This window comes from Cutibacterium sp. 37298, assembly GCF_023838685.1.
Taxonomy (GTDB): domain Bacteria; phylum Actinomycetota; class Actinomycetes; order Propionibacteriales; family Propionibacteriaceae; genus Cutibacterium; species Cutibacterium acnes.
The window spans coordinates 140,087-156,650 of the sequence record NZ_JAJNRJ010000001.1 but is presented as its reverse complement, the minus strand read 5'-3'; the positions used below and the strand labels follow the sequence as shown (position 1 = coordinate 156,650).

13 protein-coding genes, 1 tRNA gene, 1 pseudogene and 1 riboswitch are annotated in these 16,564 nt (G+C 60.3%); of the genes and pseudogenes, 6 read left to right on the top strand and 9 right to left on the bottom strand.

Annotated elements, in window-relative coordinates; all coding sequences use genetic code 11:
• Positions 1–7 precede the first annotated feature (7 nt).
• Together LRP59_RS00765 and murJ are read left to right on the top strand one after the other, a co-directional pair.
• On the top strand, positions 8–1,282 hold the full coding sequence (locus tag LRP59_RS00765) for an aspartate kinase (protein ID WP_002514581.1): 1,275 nt from the start codon (positions 8–10) through the stop codon (positions 1,280–1,282).
• Complete coding sequence (gene murJ, locus LRP59_RS00760) at positions 1,239–3,116, top strand: murein biosynthesis integral membrane protein MurJ (protein WP_002520753.1); 1,878 nt, start codon at positions 1,239–1,241, stop codon at positions 3,114–3,116. Before LRP59_RS00765 ends, murJ begins: the two co-directional genes overlap by 44 nt.
• A gap of 19 nt (positions 3,117–3,135) precedes the next feature.
• Here murJ and LRP59_RS00755 read toward each other — a convergent pair whose 3' ends face one another.
• Positions 3,136–4,521: a polysaccharide deacetylase family protein gene (locus tag LRP59_RS00755; protein ID WP_306472660.1), complete on the bottom strand. Its 1,386-nt coding sequence runs from the start codon at positions 4,519–4,521 to the stop codon at positions 3,136–3,138.
• Here LRP59_RS00755 and LRP59_RS00750 point away from each other — a divergent pair.
• Entirely contained in the window at positions 4,436–4,615 is a 180-nt protein-coding gene (locus LRP59_RS00750) for a hypothetical protein (protein WP_002519528.1), read from the top strand. The two genes, LRP59_RS00755 and LRP59_RS00750, sit on opposite strands and share 86 nt — an antisense overlap.
• A 233-nt stretch (positions 4,616–4,848) precedes the next feature.
• Here LRP59_RS00750 and LRP59_RS00745 read toward each other — a convergent pair whose 3' ends face one another.
• The 6 genes and pseudogenes from LRP59_RS00745 to LRP59_RS00720 all read right to left on the bottom strand — a co-directional run bounded on the left by LRP59_RS00745 (position 4,849) and on the right by LRP59_RS00720 (position 10,651).
• The gene (locus LRP59_RS00745) at positions 4,849–5,772 is read right to left on the bottom strand and encodes a permease (protein ID WP_002514578.1); all 924 of its coding nucleotides are present in this window, start codon (positions 5,770–5,772) and stop codon (positions 4,849–4,851) included.
• Positions 5,769–6,628: pseudogene (locus LRP59_RS00740) on the bottom strand (TIGR03943 family putative permease subunit). Before LRP59_RS00740 ends, LRP59_RS00745 begins: the two are co-directional and overlap by 4 nt.
• Positions 6,625–8,118: a polysaccharide deacetylase family protein gene (locus LRP59_RS00735; RefSeq protein WP_148378614.1), complete on the bottom strand. Its 1,494-nt coding sequence runs from the start codon at positions 8,116–8,118 to the stop codon at positions 6,625–6,627. The pseudogene LRP59_RS00740 and the gene LRP59_RS00735 overlap by 4 nt, the downstream one beginning before the upstream one ends.
• A gap of 189 nt (positions 8,119–8,307) precedes the next feature.
• A complete protein-coding gene (locus LRP59_RS00730) occupies positions 8,308–9,429 on the bottom strand; it encodes an alpha/beta hydrolase (protein ID WP_002514573.1) in 1,122 nt (373 codons plus the stop codon).
• Positions 9,430–9,707: 278 nt separating this feature from the next.
• Positions 9,708–10,289, bottom strand: a complete 582-nt coding sequence (locus tag LRP59_RS00725) for a hypothetical protein (RefSeq protein ID WP_002514572.1) — start codon at positions 10,287–10,289, stop codon at positions 9,708–9,710.
• Between the two features lie 279 nt (positions 10,290–10,568).
• Positions 10,569–10,651 (bottom strand) — tRNA-Leu (locus LRP59_RS00720).
• A 139-nt stretch (positions 10,652–10,790) separates the two neighbouring features.
• On the opposite strand from LRP59_RS00720, the gene LRP59_RS00715 reads away from it, so the two are divergent.
• Entirely contained in the window at positions 10,791–11,489 is a 699-nt protein-coding gene (locus tag LRP59_RS00715; protein WP_002514571.1) for a membrane protein, read from the top strand.
• A 5-nt stretch (positions 11,490–11,494) separates the two neighbouring features.
• Here LRP59_RS00715 and LRP59_RS00710 read toward each other — a convergent pair whose 3' ends face one another.
• Together LRP59_RS00710 and LRP59_RS00705 are read right to left on the bottom strand one after the other, a co-directional pair.
• Positions 11,495–12,559: a cutinase family protein gene (locus LRP59_RS00710; protein ID WP_014604236.1), complete on the bottom strand. Its 1,065-nt coding sequence runs from the start codon at positions 12,557–12,559 to the stop codon at positions 11,495–11,497.
• Positions 12,560–12,791: 232 nt separating this feature from the next.
• Entirely contained in the window at positions 12,792–13,253 is a 462-nt protein-coding gene (locus LRP59_RS00705; protein ID WP_002522607.1) for a YbhB/YbcL family Raf kinase inhibitor-like protein, read from the bottom strand.
• Positions 13,254–13,391: 138 nt separating this feature from the next.
• A riboswitch (cobalamin riboswitch) is annotated at positions 13,392–13,633 on the top strand.
• A gap of 75 nt (positions 13,634–13,708) precedes the next feature.
• Here LRP59_RS00705 and LRP59_RS00700 point away from each other — a divergent pair.
• Positions 13,709–16,051, top strand: coding sequence for an anaerobic ribonucleoside triphosphate reductase (locus LRP59_RS00700; RefSeq protein WP_252236804.1), 2,343 nt, complete (start codon positions 13,709–13,711; stop codon positions 16,049–16,051).
• The gene (gene nrdG / locus LRP59_RS00695) at positions 16,048–16,563 is read left to right on the top strand and encodes an anaerobic ribonucleoside-triphosphate reductase activating protein (RefSeq protein ID WP_002514567.1); all 516 of its coding nucleotides are present in this window, start codon (positions 16,048–16,050) and stop codon (positions 16,561–16,563) included. The genes LRP59_RS00700 and nrdG overlap by 4 nt, the downstream gene beginning before the upstream one ends.
• The last annotated feature ends 1 nt before the right edge of the window (position 16,564 follow it).

Below are 16,564 nucleotides of genomic sequence, written 5' to 3'. Positions count from 1 at the left end.
AGGGTTGATGACGCGAGTCGTCCAGAAATTCGGCGGGTCCTCAGTGGCCGATGCCGCATCGATTAAGCGCGTGGCGCGCCGTATTGCCGCCACAAAGCAGGCGGGCAATGACATTGTCGTCGTCATCTCGGCTATGGGTGACACCACTGACGACCTGATGGACCTCGCCTTGGAGGTTTCCCCACAGCCCGCTCCCCGGGAACTCGACATGCTCCTGACGACGGGTGAGCGGCAGTCCGCTGCCCTGCTCGCGATGGCTCTGTCTGACGTGGGTATCCCGGCACGCTCGTACACCGGTTCTCAGGCTGGAGTTATTACGACCGCGGCCCACGGCAATGCCCGCATTATTGACATTACCCCCGGGCGAATTGAGAAGTCTTTGGAGGCCGGAGACCTCGTCATTGTCGCGGGATTCCAGGGGGTTTCCCAAACAACTAAGGACGTCACCACCCTAGGGCGGGGGGCGTCTGACACCACTGCGGTCGCCCTGGCCAGCTCCCTGGGCGCTGATTTTTGTGAGATCTACTCTGACGTCGACGGTGTCTTTACTGCTGATCCACGGATCGTCAAGGGTGCCCGACGCATTCCTGAGATCTCCTACGAGGAGATGCTCGAAATGGCCGCTTGCGGTGCCAAAATCCTCCATCTGCGTTGCGTCGAATACGCCCGCCGTGAGGACGTGCCAGTGCACGTACGTTCCTCGTTCTCTGACAAACCCGGCACCTGGGTCAAGGACCCTACCGACATCACGAAGGGATCTGACATGGAAGAGGCCATCATCTCCGGGGTGGCCCATGACCGCTCGGAGGCCAAGATCACCATCGCCGGTCTTCCTGACGCGGTGGGTCGAGCTGCCCAGATCTTCGAGATCATCGCTCACGCTGACATCAATATCGACATGATTGTGCAGAATGCCTCGCGGGTTATGAATGGGCGTACGGACCTCTCCTTTACCTTGCCGATGAATGACGGACCCACGGCAGTCCGCGCCCTGACCGCCGTCAAGGACGAGTTGGGCTACGAGCAGATCCTGTACAACGACCAGATTGGCAAGGTATCGGTGGTCGGCGTGGGCATGAGGACTCACCCCGGGGTCACCTCGACGTTCTTCCGTGCTTTGGCCGACTGCGGCATTAACTTGCAGATGATCTCGACTTCCGAGATTCGCATCTCGGTGGTTGTGGACGCCGATCAGGTTGACGAGGCCGTTCGCGTTGCTCATACCGCCTTCGGGCTCGATGCTGAAGGCGAGGCCGTCGTCTACGCCGGGACCGGCCGTTAAGGCGACCATGCCTGAATCCCATGATGACGACGTTTATGACCTTCTCCGTCTTCCGGAGGCTGCCCCGCCAGTAGACGTTTATGACAGCCTCGACATTGACGCCGTCACTTTCGGTGCCGATGTTTCTCGCCGTAGCCTGAGGCGGTTTGGCGCCGACGAGGACTTCGATCGCACCCGGGTTATCTCCGGGGTCATCACCTCCCCAGCAACGTCGGCTGCCCCCGAGGCTCCTGCTGAGGGGTCGTTGCGTCGCGCCAGCATCGTCATGGCTGCCGGCACGATGGTGTCGAGGATTCTGGGATTCGTCCGCACATACTTGCTCACCGTCATTGCGGCTGGTACTTCATTAACCCTCGACGCTTTCCAGGCCGCTAACACCCTGCCAAATGTTGTGTTCATCCTGCTCAGTGCGGGAGTACTCAATGCCATCCTTATTCCGCAGATCACCAGGGCCATGAAGCAGCCAGACGGTGGTCAAGAGTTCGTCGATCGATTGCTGACGGTGTCGTTCGCGTCAGTGCTCGTCGTTACCACTGTGGCGACGTTGGCCTCGCCATGGCTCTTGGATCTCTATTTCTCATCGAGTGGGGCGACTCGTCACCTCACCATTTTCTTCGGGTTTATATGCATGCCGCAGATCTTCTTCTACGGTCTCTACGCGATCCTCGGCCAGGTACTTAACGCACGCAACCAATTTGCTGCTTTCATGTGGAGTCCGGTGCTGGCGAACGTCATTCAGATTGCCGGATTGGTGTGGTTCCTGGTGCAATTCGGAGCCCATCCCGACCCCGCTACCTGGACCCCTGAGATGGTGTGGGTATTGGCCGGAACGACGACCTTGGGCATCATCATCCAGGGCTTGTTCCTCATCATCCCGTTGCATCGCGGCGGGTTCCGGTGGCGTCCTCGCTGGGGAATCCGCGGCTACGGTCTGGGAGCTGCCGCGCGTATCACGGTGTGGACCTTCACCGCACTGGCCATCGCTCAGTTCGCCGGCATCATCATGAAGAAGATGCTGTCCCACGTACGCCTGGTGCACCCGGAGGTGTCGTCGTCGATTAGTGCCTACGACAACGCCTTCCTGATCTTTATGCTGCCGCAGAGCTTCATCACGACGTCAATTCTTACTGCACTCTTCCCACGAATGAGCCGGGCTAATGCCGACGGCAACAATTCCGCCATGAAAAAGCTGCTGCGTCAGGGATTGGAAATGCCAGCCCTAGCGATCATCCCATGTTCGCTGGCGATGGTCGTGCTGGCCCGCCCCGGCGTGCAGACAGTGTTCTCGCTGGAACCTGGTCAGGTCGGGTCGTTGGCACGAGCCGTGGCGGTCATGGGGGTGGGCCTGCTGCCCTTCGGTATCGCTACCCTGCAGCAGCGCTACTGCTTCGCCCGCGAGGACGGCAAGCTCAACCTCATCATGCAGGCGGTTACTACGGGCGTCCAGCTCATCATCTTGGTGACGATGTTCGTCTTTCCGCCTCAGCATGCCCTTGTCGTCGTGGCGGCTGCTCAGACCATTGCCAACCTTGTTGGAGCGGTGGCGTGGCTGGTGGTGGCTTCTCGCCAGCTCGGCGGTATTGGCATGGGAGAGGTTAACCGACTGTGGACCAAGCTCGCTGTGGCCTCGATCGTTGCTGCGGTTCCGACATACCTCGTCGCTCATGGGATCGACGCTGCGGGTCATGGCGCGTGGGTCGGTCACGCTGGCGGTACCTTGATCGGCGGGGTGCTGTTCGTTGCCCTATTCCTCGTCCTGGCGAAGATATTGCGCATTGTCGAGGTCTTGGACTTGCTGAATCCTATGTTGCGTAAGGTGATGCGCCGGAGCTAAGGCAGGGCGATAGATCGTGTCAGTTGTGACAGCCGAAGCCATTCTGGTTGACGGCAGTACCACGGCAGTAAACTTTGCCGGTTTCGAGGCCACCAGTATTGACGGTCAACTCAGAGACGGTGACGAGTGTCATGCCCTTGTGACGGAGCGCTTCGATTATCCCGCTGGTCGCGTCGGCTGTTGACGAATAGGTGTCGTGCAGCACGATGATCGGCTGGGTGTAGGTCGTGGCGTACTCGGTCACCGTCTTGGTGATCTTGCCGGCGTTACGGTTCTGCCAGTCATTGGAATCGGCGGTCCAGTTGACCATGGCCAGATTCTGTTTGGCCATCGCGGCATCGATCTGCTCGTTGTGCGCACCATACGGCAGACGGAAGAGCATCGTCGGTCGTCCAGTGAGCTTACTTAGGGCATTGACGGCATCGGTAATCTCAGCTGTGCGGCCCCGAGGCCCGAGTGTCGTCAGAGTTCGGTTGCTGGCCGAGTGACTGCCAACCTCGAAACCGGAGCCGGCCAGCAAGGTGGAGGTGTCTGGGTGGTGGTCAACGTTGGTCCCGAGCAGGAAGAAGGTGGCGGCGGCTTTCGCGTGAGTGAAACCATCAATGACCTTCGCAGTAGTATCAGCGGGTCCGTCGTCATAGGTCAGGGCCACACAGTTTTCGACGATGCAGTCGACACCAATTGCCGTTGAGGGGTGGGTCGGTGTGCTGCTCGTTTTGGTGGCCGGGTCGCCCGGGAGGGGCCTGGTGTTCGGAGAATCTGCTGGTTTCGGGCTCGTCTTGAGTTTGGTAAACCATGTCGCATCCGTTGACGGGGTACCGGTGAACGACGTCGGGTGTAGTGAGGCGCCGAGGGCCTTCTGGCCGAGCCCACTGAGCGTCGGAGAGACGGCCTTGGAATCGATGAGAACAGTACGTTGAACGCTATCGATAGCTCCCGCCGGGAACTTCACAAGCAGGTCCCCCTTGGAGTCAAATGACAGTGCAGGTCCGGTGCCATAGGGGGCTTGCGGTTGCTGGAGGGCCGCCTCAGCCTTCTTGCCGTTGACGCCATCGGCATGGGCAGATTTAACAACTTCCTGGCTGAACTTTGGCCAACCGGGCCACGAGATGAGGGCGCTCGCTGACAGGGTTTGTTTCATTGTGGCGTCGTACCACAACGTCGTTGTGGACTGAGAGGTTGTTTTGCCCTTCGTCACTTCAGCCTGCAACTCGACCCCAAGTAGGTCAGTTGTCGAGGAGATGAAATGGCCGGTCATAGTGACCTTCGTAGCCGAATCCCATGCAGCGCCGCGTAGGGTGCGCTCACGGACGACCTCGATGGCCTGGCTGAGATTACGGGCGGTGGTGATAGTTGGGACCTTGATGGAAATGTCTGACGGCTTGCGGAAGGACGTTGATGTCATCGACGCCCCTGAGACATGGTCGCTGGCCACGGAGGTGGATTTCATGGTTGACCGGATGTCTGAGGGCGAGGCGTTGGGGTCCCCGTCGTCGTGAGAGCAGGCTCCAAGTGAGAGCAGGGCAACCAAGGCGATGGCCAGGGCTCGAATCGAGCGACGCGGGGAGGCACTCACGATTTATAGATTAAGGCTCTGCTCAAGTAGGGAAGAATCACAACGCCGAGCGTCGCCGATATTCTGGGAGAGTTCTTCGAATTCTCAGATGACTGGCGATATTGGGGCACACTCTGTCACTGGTTCGTGCCAGTTGTGGTCATCAGTGCAGGTTGGCTATGAGGAAAAGATGAGAGCACCAATGAGGATTGCTGAGACGAAGCAGCAGCACGTTGCCAGCGGGACGAACCGTTTAAGGAACCCAGCACCAAAGGCCCCGCCCTCCATAGCCATCAGCTTGACGTCAACGATCGGTCCGATCGCCAGGAAGGCCAGCTGGGCGGTGGGGGAGAAACTCGTCAGAGAAACAGCCATGAAGGCGTCGGCTTCTGAGCACAGGGCGACGATGACGGCTAGCAGGCTCAATACTGCTGCCTCCACTACAACGTTGATCGTCAAAGCCTGCATCCAGGCGGTCGGAACACAGACCTTGACGGTGGCAGCGATCGCCGCACCAATGACGAGGAAGCCGCAGGATTGGATGAAATCGTGAGTTAGCTCGCTGCGGAAGGTCTCGGCCATTGCGGACATGGTGCGCGGTTGGTGGTCATGTAGTCCGCAGGCCTCCTCGCAGGCAGATCCCGGGGAGCCGTCATCAACCCCGCGGAGAGGACGCCCTAGCCAGATCCACCCCAAACCAATGAGGACGGCGGCCAACAATCCGGCGATGAACCGCGCTACAGCCATCCGAGGATTGACGGTGTAGGCAACCGCGGTGGCTGCTATGACGACCGGATTGATGGCCGGGGAAGCCACCATAAAGGTGAGGGCTGCGGCTGTCGGTACGCCTGCCCTGACCAAGGACTTGGTGGTGGGCACCGAGGCGCACTCGCAGGCGGGAAGGGCGATGCCGGCAAGCCCCGCGACCACTACGGCCAAGGCAGTTTGACGTGGCAGGAAACGGGCCAGAGCCTGCGGTTTGAGGAAGGCTGTTAGGGTCGATGAGATGATCGTTCCCAAGAGCAGAAAGGGTACGGCCTGTAGCCAGATACCGATGAAGATCACGAGCCAGGCATTGACCTGGGGAGGCAGCTCGCTCATATATACGGGTTCTCCGGTACCGGGATCTGGTCGATGCGTTCCACCTTGAAGCGAGTGTCGCCGTTGGGGGAACTAGGCAGGTACGTGCCGGTGACGCGGATCCACGAACCGCCGGTGGGACGAGACGGGGCTCCCACCATTGTCGTCATGAACGGCAGTGCGTCGGCCACGCAGCACCACATTTTGAGTCGGGCCAGCACCCAGGCATGAGCTGGGTCTTCTGGGGCGGCACTGACGAAGCCGATCATCGTCAATTTTCTGCCTTTAAGCGTGGCGATACCGCGGGGATCATCAGCCCGTTGCACGTAGTCGTAGATGGTGAGTTCAGCCGGATTGCCTTTGAGAGCGGGCCATTGGGCCGGTGGTGGACCCATAGGGCCGTTGCGGTCAGACCCGATGTTGTCGCCGCCGTTGTCGTATCCGCCGATGGTTTTCCGGTCTTGGGGTCGATAGCTACCGGGGATACCGACGTAGGAGCCGCCGGTAAACCGTTATTCCACGAGCTCGAGTGAGCCGGAGGTGACGAGGTGCCCCGCACTGCGGGACGGTAACTCGCCGCTCCGAGCAGGGTTAGTGGCTCTAGCGGGACGAATAATCCCAGGGCGACAGGGGCAACGATAAGTAGTCCGATCCGAGCACGATGATGCCCTGTGGTATTCGGGTGACGAACCGCGTGGGCCAGGGTCCACAAGCCCATGACCGTCAGGACCGGACACGCAACCCACAGCAGGGTCGTGATGATGGTGCCGACGAACAGGTGAACGCGGCCACTGAGCAGCAGGTAGAACCCCAGCGCAGCACAGGCCAGCAGAGTGAGACCTTCTACAGCCGTGCGCGCCCCCGGTCGGATCCTCATCCTTTGCAGTTATAGCCGCTTTGTGGCTTGACCGTTCCATTGCAGTAAGCGTGACCTGCCTGGTAACCCCCGGTGTTGAGGGACAGTTCACTGACGCTGACGATGGTCTTGTCCTTTGCTTGAAGATCCTTATAGATCTGCGGGGCGGCGTCGATTGATGCCTTCTGGATGTCGTGTTCAAGGACGATAGGTGCGGTGTACGGCAGCGCAGTCATGACGTTCTTATACGTCATCTCAGGGTTGCGGTTCTCCCAGTCTTCGCTGTCAATCTGCCACTGAATGATTGCCATGCCATTGTCCTTGGCGACCTTGTCAACAGTGTCGTTGTGAGCGCCATAGGGTGGGCGGAACAACAGCGGAGTGGCCCCGGTGAACTGCTTAATGAGCTGCGAGTTGTGCTCCAGTTCACGACGGATGCGATCCGGGGTCTTCGCCGGAAGATTCGGGTGGGTGACTGTGTGGTTGCCGATCTCCATGCCGGCGGCAGCCACCTTCTGGGCCGTATTTGGGAAGGCCATGATGCTGTTGCCCATCTCGAAGAAGGTGATCGACAACTTGAACTTCTTGATGGTGTTGAGAAGTTCTGGGGTCATGGCGCTGGGGCCATCGTCATAGGTGACTGCGACGCAGTGCAGTACCCGACAGTCCGGGCCGACGGCTGTTGATGGGCGACCACTCGTGTCCGTGGCTTTGAGGGACTCATCTACGGGCTGGGAGGTAGTTCCAGTGAACGTGCCGGGATTTGTTGAGGCTTTCTGAGCCTGGGTGCCGAAGTTGCTGAGCATTCCCTTCGTTTTGTCGCTGGGAACGACGAGGGTGACGGCCTTATCGGTGACGACTCCCGAGGCAAAGCTGGCCAAGAGGTCACCGTTGTGGCTAAAACCGAGGGCGGGGCCGCTGCCATACGGGGCCGATTTCGCCTTGACGGCCGCGGCAATTTTTCCGCCGTCGAGGGACTGATCCTTGCCAGCATCCTGCAGCGCTGTCGTCAGGTCAGCCCATTTGTCGGGCTTGACGAGGGCGGGAAAGGAGTATGACTGCTGGGCTGCGGTCGAGTACCAGATGGTGGCCGGAATCGTCTGCTTCTTACCGGCGATAGTGGTCTGGTTGGTCACCAGCACGCCCAATGCGGCGTCATTGGAGGCAATGATCTGGGAGGTGACGTTGACGTCAGAAGCGTTTTGCTGCCAGGAATCGCGCAGCATGCGCCCTTTGACGACCTCTACTGCGGTGCTGAGGTTCCGCGCCTTTGCGAAGCGCGGGAAGATGGCCTTGACCTTCTCGGGGGCGGCATTGAAGGTGATGTCCGTTGCCCCGGCCTGAGCGGCTGGAATCTTCGCCAAGGCGGCGTTCGATACGCCAGCAGTGGAGGAACTGCCGGACTGGCTGGGGTTCTTCACATCGCTATGGGAGGAGCAGGCGCTGAGCGCTAGGCAGGTCGTGAGTGCGACGGCTGTGACCCGCAGAGGAAGGTTAGGTTTCGGCAACATGGAGGAGACCTTACCTCGTATGTGTGGCTCACCGAAGCAATGACGAGCGGGTCGTGGTGACGATGCTCAAGCCGCGCTGTAATGCCACGTGATGGTGATTTATCACTTACCTAGTGATCGTATAACGGCACCGGCTGAGCCCAGGGAATACCTGGGTTCAGCCGCTATGAGGACATCATTGAGTAGTGCTCACTTGTTGTGAGCGTTAATCCAGTTGATGATCGTATCGTCGACCTGATCTTTGACGGGCTCGTTGATGGTCTCGTGCATCAGGCCTTCCCACTCGATGATCTTCTTGTCCTTAGAGCCAATGGCGTTGTACCAGTTGACGTCGAAGTACGAGGGGACGATGCCGTCGTTGGCGCCGTGCATGATAAGGGTCGGCTCGCTAAAGGATGGAGCGTTAAAGGTGTTGTACACCTGTGCGACGCCCATCTGCTTGACCATGCCGAGGCTCATGTACTTGTTGTTGAGGGGATCCTTCTTGTAGTCCTCGATGACGGCCGGGTCGGTGCAAACGCCGTTCGCCAGCGGGTTCTTGAACTGGATGAAGGCCTCGGCGGCGGTCGAGGGCAGGTGGATGGCCTTGGGATGGCGCACCGCTTGGGTCAGCAGGATGCCGTTAAAGCTGGTGAGCTTATCCATCGGCAGGAGTTGGCTGATCGTGGGTGCGGCGTTCTTCTCGGCGTCGGTGAGGTCGTGTGCGGTGACCTTCTCCGGCCCTTCGGTGTCGCGGCCCCATGGGTTGACGGCAATGCCACCACCGTTGCTCACGATGCCGGCAACGGTTCCCGGGTACTTAGCGCCGTAGGATTGGACGGCGAAACTACCCATGGAGTGCCCGAAGAGGAACACCTTTTTGCCGGCGTTTTCCTGGTGGGCGATTTGCACGAACTGGTGCACGTCGTTGACGAGGTTGCTCCAATCGTCGATGTGGCCACGTGGGATGGCGTTGTCGACGTATGGGCGCGCGCTACGACCATGCCCGCGGTGATCGAAGCGGTAGGTTGAGTAGCCGGCGTCGTTGAGACGCTTAGCCAGGTAGTCATAGCGGCCGGAGTGTTCAGCTGCGCCGTGGACGATGACGACGGCACCCTTAGCGTTGGGGACGATGTTCTTGCGGAAGAAGAGCTTGGTGCCCCACTGATCAGTGCTGGTGGTGTACCCGGTGATGAGTTTCGACTGGACGGTGGCAGTGGCCGGGGCTGGAGCTTTGTCAGCAGCTACAGCCGGAACTGTCGCTATAGAGGCTCCGGTAATAGCCATAGTGCCCGCAATGGCCAGTGCGCTCAGCTTCTTGGTGAAGGTCATGTCCCACGCTCCTTTGCATGTGATGTTTGTGCCTTAATGGCCGTAGCCTTGACACTAGATGAATGGAGGCTCATCTGATATCTTGCCAACGTGTACGCATACGAACTTGGTTAGACGTGCATGTTAGTCAGTGTCATGTGCACATAAGTGCTGCACCTACGCATGTGAAGCGGGGACGTGACAAAGGGCTGCGGGAAAACCCGCAGCCCCATTCATGTCGGGCAACATGAGTCACATGGTCGCTCGGTTTATGGCGTTACCGTGAGAGTTAGCGATACTCAGCGGACCTGGCTGGCCGGAAGCCAAGCGGCGGACTGGAGGTCGCCGAGATGGCCGACATGCTGGATCTTCGGGGGCTGCCCCGGGATGTTAATGACGAAGCAAGCCTTGGCGGCCTTAAGGTTGTTGACGATGTCCTGAGCGAGCTGCTTGAGATCGCCGAGGGCGGTGGTGTCGCCGAAAGCCTTGAGAGCATTGTCGGTAATGATCTTGACGATCTTGGTCACGAGAGCACCCGGTTTGGCCAGCAGGCTCGGGTCCTTGAGAACGGTATCGATGATCTCCTTGGCGGAATCAACGGCCACAGCCTTGGACTTGGCGGTGCCGTCCTTGACGAGGATCTTGGCGATCTTGAGCTCGATCTGGTGACGCTCCTGGGCATTTTTCTTGAGGCAGTCGAAATCGATGTGGATCGGCAGCTTCGAGACGTTGATGCCCGGCTTGGCAGGAGCAGAGGGGGCAGGGGCCGGAGTGGCAGCGTGGGCCGGCACAGCCATGAGGGCGGTACCAGTTGCGAGGGCAGCTGCTGCTCCAGCGGCGACGAGGCGGTTCTTGATCATGGTGTGTCCTCTCTTGTCCATGAGTCGGCACCCGATGAGGTGCTCGCGCCGGCTTTGTCCGGCGGACACCACATAAAGTAGGAATAAGGGTTCTCTCAGGTCCACTTCGTAGCGAGGTTGGTGCACTTTCGTCTGTTAACGGAAGCCGAACGGCCACCATGGTGGGCAAAAAAGCCGATTAAAACGCCTCGAGAGCCCCCTCAGCTGACGAATGCGGGAGCAAGTGCACTATATGTGTGATGAAATACAAGCGTAATAAAACCTCGAACCGGACTTCGATCCGAGGCTTCTTATTCGTTGTGCGCGAGAGAGGAGTTGAACCTCCACGTCCCAAGGGACACTGGCACCTGAAGCCAGCGCGTCTGCCATTCCGCCACTCGCGCATCGGGCTCACCTGGCAAACCCAACCCAAAGATGGTAGCACGAAGATGGCATGGAAGTGAAATCGAGGGAGCTTCTCTGTTGCGCGACGCGGGGGCAGTTCATGCCATTCGAAAAATGGCTACCGAGTAGCCTTTCCCTGTGCTGTCTTTCCTCGCTGCGGCTTTCGCCCTCGGTATCGCCGGATTCGATCCGTTGGGGTCCCTGGTGCTGTTGGCAGCACTCGGGCTCGGGGTCAGGCGGCGCGGGGTCGTGACTCTCCTCGTCACCTCGGTAGGGACCTCCGCTGGTTTTGGGATTGCCGGGGTGCTTGGTCTGGGAGCGCTGCTTACTCGGTTGGGCGTCCATGGGTTCCACGTCCCCCACGTGGTGTGGGTGTGCCTCGTGACCGTCCTTGGTGTGGTGTTTGTTGCCTGGGCGGCGTGGCGATCGCGTCCGGGTGCGCCGACGAAGGATTTCGGGGGGGATACTTCTGCAGCGCCACGCTCGACGGCGCCTCGAGCTCTGGCTGTCAGCGGTCTTCTTGTAGGACTGTCGTCCCTCATCGACCCAGCGTTCTGGGCGATGCTGGTACACGCTGCTCATCTTCCGCATCAGAGCTGGGCTGTCGTCGAATCGCTAATTTGGGTCGCCTGTAGCCATAGTCTGCTGATTGTCCTGGTGATCGCGTATCTCATTGGCGGACCAGATCGTGTCGCCAGCATGGTGACGGGTATTCGAGAAAGTCACGCGGTGGCAGTCCGCCGCGGTATCTCAGCTCTTCTGGCAGCCTTCGGTATTCTTCTGCTGGCCGATGTCATTGGCGTTGTGGCCACGGGGCAGTGGTTCTTCGAGATTTAACCCGTTTAGCGCCAACGGCGGCGACGCTGACGACGTCGACCGGCACGTCCCAAGAGCCAGCCCGCCCCTAGCCCAGCAACACCTGCACCCACAGCCACGCCGATCTGAAGCGGTCCCCAGTCGCGAGTCGTCACCGCCACCGTCGACCCGTGAGGCAGGGGAGTCCCCTTTGCCTCGGCGGCACCGATGGCGTTAATACGCTGAGCAATGCGGTCCAACGCCCCTTCCATGACTGTGCGGGTGTAGCCCATGTGAATCGGACGGCCTTGATTGAGTTCGTCCTGCCAAGTCGACTGCAAGGTGAGGATGCGTGTGAGGGCCGGTGCGGTATCGCAGACCGGATCACCCTTCATGCACACCGAATACGTTTCCGGGTATGCCTCCGCTGGAATTGCAGCTCCGGCCTTCGACATGTCGGCATCGAGGGCTTTCTGGTTGATGGAGTTTTGGCTCAGACTAAGCGTGGCTTCGATGATGGCCCGCATCTGGGCGTCACGATTAGCGCCCGGGGTGGCATTCGCGCGCTCACGTAGGTAGTAGAGGATGGCGGCCATACCAATTGCTGACTGGTCGGCGTCTCCACTGACCTCCTGGACGTTCTGGCCGGGGTAATGGTCGGGGTTTCCGACCAGGATGGCACCTGCTAGACGCTGTGGGGTGTCGGTCTGGGCAAGGGCCTGCGTGATGGCTTGTGACCCCTGGGAAAAACCAGCGAGAACCACCCATTCCTTAGGGCACTGCTTTTTCTCGGTATTAAGCAAGGCGATGAGTTTTTTGGCTCCCAGAGCTGCTGAATCGAAATATTCGGTTGATGGCATCGTGGAGTCGAAGAGCAGAGAGCTCATCGGGGTGTTCTGCAAGGTGTGGGGGTCAGCGGCCGGGTAGTTCAGGCACACCTGACGAACGGTCCCCTTGCCTCGCCACTTTTGCGCTAGGGCGTCACGGATTGACGTAATCGTGTCGCCGTACGGCGGGGTCTCCCCCGACCCTCGCACGCCTACAAACATGACCGAAGCACAGTCCATTCTCGCGGCCATGTCGGAGGACACCGGGGTCGAATCCCAGCCCATACCCGCTCCCGGGCCCCCGTCAACCGATGGCCGTGAGGTCGGGGTCTCACTGACGTACGCGGTACTGGTGGTCGTCGGAGTAGGGCTTGGCGGTGCGGCGCTGGCAGAAAGGGGCACCGAAACCAGGCCGAAAAGGACAAGGACGATGAGAAGTGCCTGCCGAACCTTCACGATGTCAGTCAAGCAGGTGCCGCGGACACCCGCGACACCTGCCTCATCGGTACAGGATGGCTCAGGACTGCTGGAAGGTTCCGGTGATTGACGCCGAGTCCAACTCGGTGGTGTGGATGGCGAAGCGCACTTGGACGTTTGCCGCCTCGTCGGGGATGTCGAGGTGTTCAGTCGGCATGGCATGGACAGTGTGGATGTAGCGGTGAGCGGGGCCGGGAGGCGGACAGGCGCCGGAGTAGCCCTCCTCCTGGTAATCGTTGGTCCACTCCCGTACCCCAGCGGGCAGCGGGCCGCCCTCGCCAAGAGAGGTGACGTCGGCCGGGATATCGGCGAGAATCCAGTGCCAGAAACCTGATCCGGTGGGGGCGTCAGGGTCGTAGATGGTGATGGCGTACGACTTGGTGCCCTCTGGGCCGGGTGTCCAACTGAGCTGGGGGTTGATGTTCTTGCCGCCCGCGTCGGCGTGGGCGTAGGCCAGTTCGATTGGCTGACCCTCGGTGATGGATGTGCTGGTGATTTTCATGGGAGTGTCCTTTCCCTGAGCGTGTGTCCATCATGCCAGTCGCCGCTACAAGGATGGAAAACCGGTTTGTAAGGCCAGACTCTGCGCTGTTTCGTGGCAACTCGGGGGGTCGCGTGCAGGTGTGCCACCAATGCGTATACCCTTTATCTTGTGCTGGTTCCCATCGTCAGGCACCAGATGTAGGGGATAACCCTTCGTGTGGCGGTGATGGGAGGCAAGAGGGAATCCGGTGGGAAACCGGAACTGCCCCGCAGCGGTAACAGGGAACGACGGCGACATCACGCACTGGCCAGCTGACTGGGAAGCGTCGCTCGGTAGGAACCCGTCTAACGACGGAGGGCCCTGAAGTCCGAATACCTGCCAGTACCCGGGTCAACGACCCGGTACGACAACGGGCGCGCGGGACGACCCGGGGCTATCCATGCTCCACCTGTGCGCTGCTTCGAGGAGTGAGCATGTCGACGATCGTTCAACCAGACGACCAGACCATTAGTCAGCAACGCGCAGTACCGACGTCCATTCGCAAACGTGACGGCAGGGTGATCCGCTTCGACTCGACGAAGATCGTCGAGGCTGTCCGTAAGGCTTTCGTGGCATGCGGGATTGGTACCTCCGAGTTGCATGCATCTGAAGTTGCCCTGGAGGTCATGTCTCGGCTGAGCGAGATGGGCGAGGAGACCCCGGACGTTGAGACCATCCAGGATCTCGTCGAGAAGACACTCATGGACCAGGGACATGACGACGTCGCCAAGGCATACATCCTGTACCGACAGCGCCGCACCGTCGCCCGTGACCAGCAGTCAGCATTGATGCGCACCCTGCGCGAGATCACCTTCGCGTCCGCAGAGGAAGCTGATGCCAAGCGGGAGAACGCCAACGTTGACGGCAACTCCGCTATGGGGTCGATGCTGCGCTATGGCACCGAGTCAGCCAAACAGTTCAACTTGCTGGAGGTACTCGACCCTGCCCACGCCGCCGCCCACCGTGACGGTGACATCCATATCCACGACCTCGATTTTCTTACTCTGACAACTACCTGCTGCCAGATTAACCTCACCGACTTGTTCGAGCACGGGTTCTCCACCGGCCACGGCGTGCTGCGTGCCCCGCAGTCCATCGGGTCATACGCAGCCCTGGCTTGCATTGCCATCCAGTCCAACCAGAATGACCAGCACGGTGGTCAGGCCGTGCCAAATTTTGATCGTGACATGGCACCGGGCGTCGCCAAGACCTTTAAGCGCGCCGCCCAGACCGGTCTGGCACGAATCTTCGAGGTTCTTGGGGGCGACGAGGACAAGGTCGACGAGGTGCGGGAAGCAGCCTCGGAATGGACGTTGGAACCTGACGAGACTGGTCTTGCTGCCGAGCACGAGCAGGTCAGGCGGCTGTTCGCTGGACTCGTCGACGACACCGATCGCCTTGCCGAGCGGATTCGTCGTCAGGCCCTCGAAGAGACCCGACGCCAGACCTACCAGGCGATGGAGGCCCTCATCGCTAACCTCAACACCATGAACTCGCGGGCCGGAGCGCAGACGCCATTCTCGTCGATCAACTACGGTACCGACACTCGCCCGGAGGCGCGGATGGCCATGCGCTGCCTGTTGGAGGCCACCGAGGCAGGGCTGGGTGGCGGGGAGACCGCGATCTTCCCGATCCAGATCTTCCGGGTACAGAAAGGGGTCAACCTCAACCCGGGCGATCCCAACTACGACCTGTTCCGGCTGGCGTGCCGGGTGAGCGCCAAGCGGCTGTTCCCGAACTTCTCCTTCCAGGATGCCCCCTTCAACGCCGAGTTCTACCGGCCTGGCCACCCCGAGACGGAAATCGCGTACATGGGTTGCCGCACTCGGGTGATGTCGAACGTGCATGACCCGTCCCGGGCCCAGACCTGGGGGCGTGGAAACCTGTCGTTCACGTCAATCAACCTGCCCAGATTGGCCATCGAAGCCCATCACGACGTCGATGCTTTCTTCGCTTCTTACGACCGGATGATTGATCTGGTCATTGACCAGCTCCTCGACCGTCTCAAGATCCAATCTCATAAGCTGGTGCGCAATTTTCCCTTCCTTATGGGCCAAGGGGTATGGATCGACTCCGAGGAGCTGCGTGCCGATGATTCCGTCGCCGAGGTGCTGAAACACGGGACTCTCTCGGTGGGGTTCATCGGGCTTGCCGAGACGCTTACGGCGTTGATCGGAGTCCACCACGGTGAGTCGGAAGAAGCGCAACAGCTTGGCCTGCGGATCGTTGGTCACCTGCGGGAACGTATGGACGAGGCTGCCGAGCGCACCGGCCTGAACTTCTCGGCCCTGGCCACCCCGGCTGAGGGACTGTCGGGGCGGTTCGTCCGAATGGATCGGCAGCGCTACGGGTCGATCCCGGGAGTGACCGACCGCGAGTACTACACGAACAGCTTCCACGTGCCGGTCTGGTACCACATCGGTGCCGCAGACAAGATCGCCATCGAGGCTCCCTACCACGCCTTCACCAATGGTGGCCATATTTCCTACGTGGAGCTGTCGGGGGATCCAGCCCGCAATGTCGACGCCTTCGTGGCGATCGTGCGACACATGGTAGCCAGTGGCATCGGATACGGCTCTATCAACCATCCCGTCGACCGGGATCCACAGTGCGGCTACACCGGAATTATCGATGACGAGTGTCCCGGATGCGGTCGGGCTGAAGAATCGGGCCCCTTCGACCGGATCCGTCGCATCACTGGATATCTGGTGGGCACTTTGGATCGTTTCAACGACGCCAAGCGCGCCGAAGTCAGAGACCGCGTTAAGCACGGGTGAGGATCGCTGGGATCGAGCCGGAGTCGATCGTTGACGGCCCCGGCATCCGTTTCACGGTCTTTACCCAAGGGTGTCCGCTGCAGTGTCCTGGGTGCCATAACCCGGCGACGTGGGATCCCTGCGGTGGTCAGGAGGTCGACGTTGAGGAGGTCATCGCCGCTATGAACTCGTCGGTGTTGGCCAGTGGGCTGACTTTGTCGGGGGGAGAGGCGAGCCGTCAACCTCGTGCATGTGCAAGGTTGGCCCGCGCCGCTCATGAGATGGGGTGGGACGTGTGGTCATGGTCCGGGTACACCGTCGAGGCGTTGATGAGACAGGCACGTCGTGATGCTGAATTGGCCGACATGCTGGGCCAGATTGACGTCTTGGTTGACGGTCCCTTCCAGCTGGTCCACCGCACCCTCACCCTGCCGTGGCGGGGGAGCAGTAATCAGCGAGTGATCGACATGCCTGCCACCTTGCGAGGTGGACGGGCAGTGGAATGGGCGGACCGGGCGAGGAACCTACGGTGAC

Excerpts from the sequence above, each read along its gene's own strand:
- LRP59_RS00765 (WP_002514581.1), top strand. The coding sequence starts at position 8 with ATGACGCGAGTCGTCCAGAAATTCGGCGGGTCCTCAGTGGCCGATGCC.
- murJ (WP_002520753.1), top strand. The coding sequence starts at position 1,239 with ATGCTGAAGGCGAGGCCGTCGTCTACGCCGGGACCGGCCGTTAAGGCG.
- LRP59_RS00750 (WP_002519528.1), top strand. The coding sequence starts at position 4,436 with ATGGCCTGGCTGAGATTACGGGCGGTGGTGATAGTTGGGACCTTGATG.
- LRP59_RS00755 (WP_306472660.1), bottom strand. The coding sequence starts at position 4,521 with ATGACATCAACGTCCTTCCGCAAGCCGTCAGACATTTCCATCAAGGTC.
- LRP59_RS00745 (WP_002514578.1), bottom strand. The coding sequence starts at position 5,772 with ATGAGCGAGCTGCCTCCCCAGGTCAATGCCTGGCTCGTGATCTTCATC.
- LRP59_RS00735 (WP_148378614.1), bottom strand. The coding sequence starts at position 8,118 with ATGTTGCCGAAACCTAACCTTCCTCTGCGGGTCACAGCCGTCGCACTC.
- LRP59_RS00730 (WP_002514573.1), bottom strand. The coding sequence starts at position 9,429 with ATGACCTTCACCAAGAAGCTGAGCGCACTGGCCATTGCGGGCACTATG.
- LRP59_RS00725 (WP_002514572.1), bottom strand. The coding sequence starts at position 10,289 with ATGGACAAGAGAGGACACACCATGATCAAGAACCGCCTCGTCGCCGCT.
- LRP59_RS00710 (WP_014604236.1), bottom strand. The coding sequence starts at position 12,559 with ATGGGCTGGGATTCGACCCCGGTGTCCTCCGACATGGCCGCGAGAATG.
- LRP59_RS00705 (WP_002522607.1), bottom strand. The coding sequence starts at position 13,253 with ATGAAAATCACCAGCACATCCATCACCGAGGGTCAGCCAATCGAACTG.
- LRP59_RS00700 (WP_252236804.1), top strand. The coding sequence starts at position 13,709 with ATGTCGACGATCGTTCAACCAGACGACCAGACCATTAGTCAGCAACGC.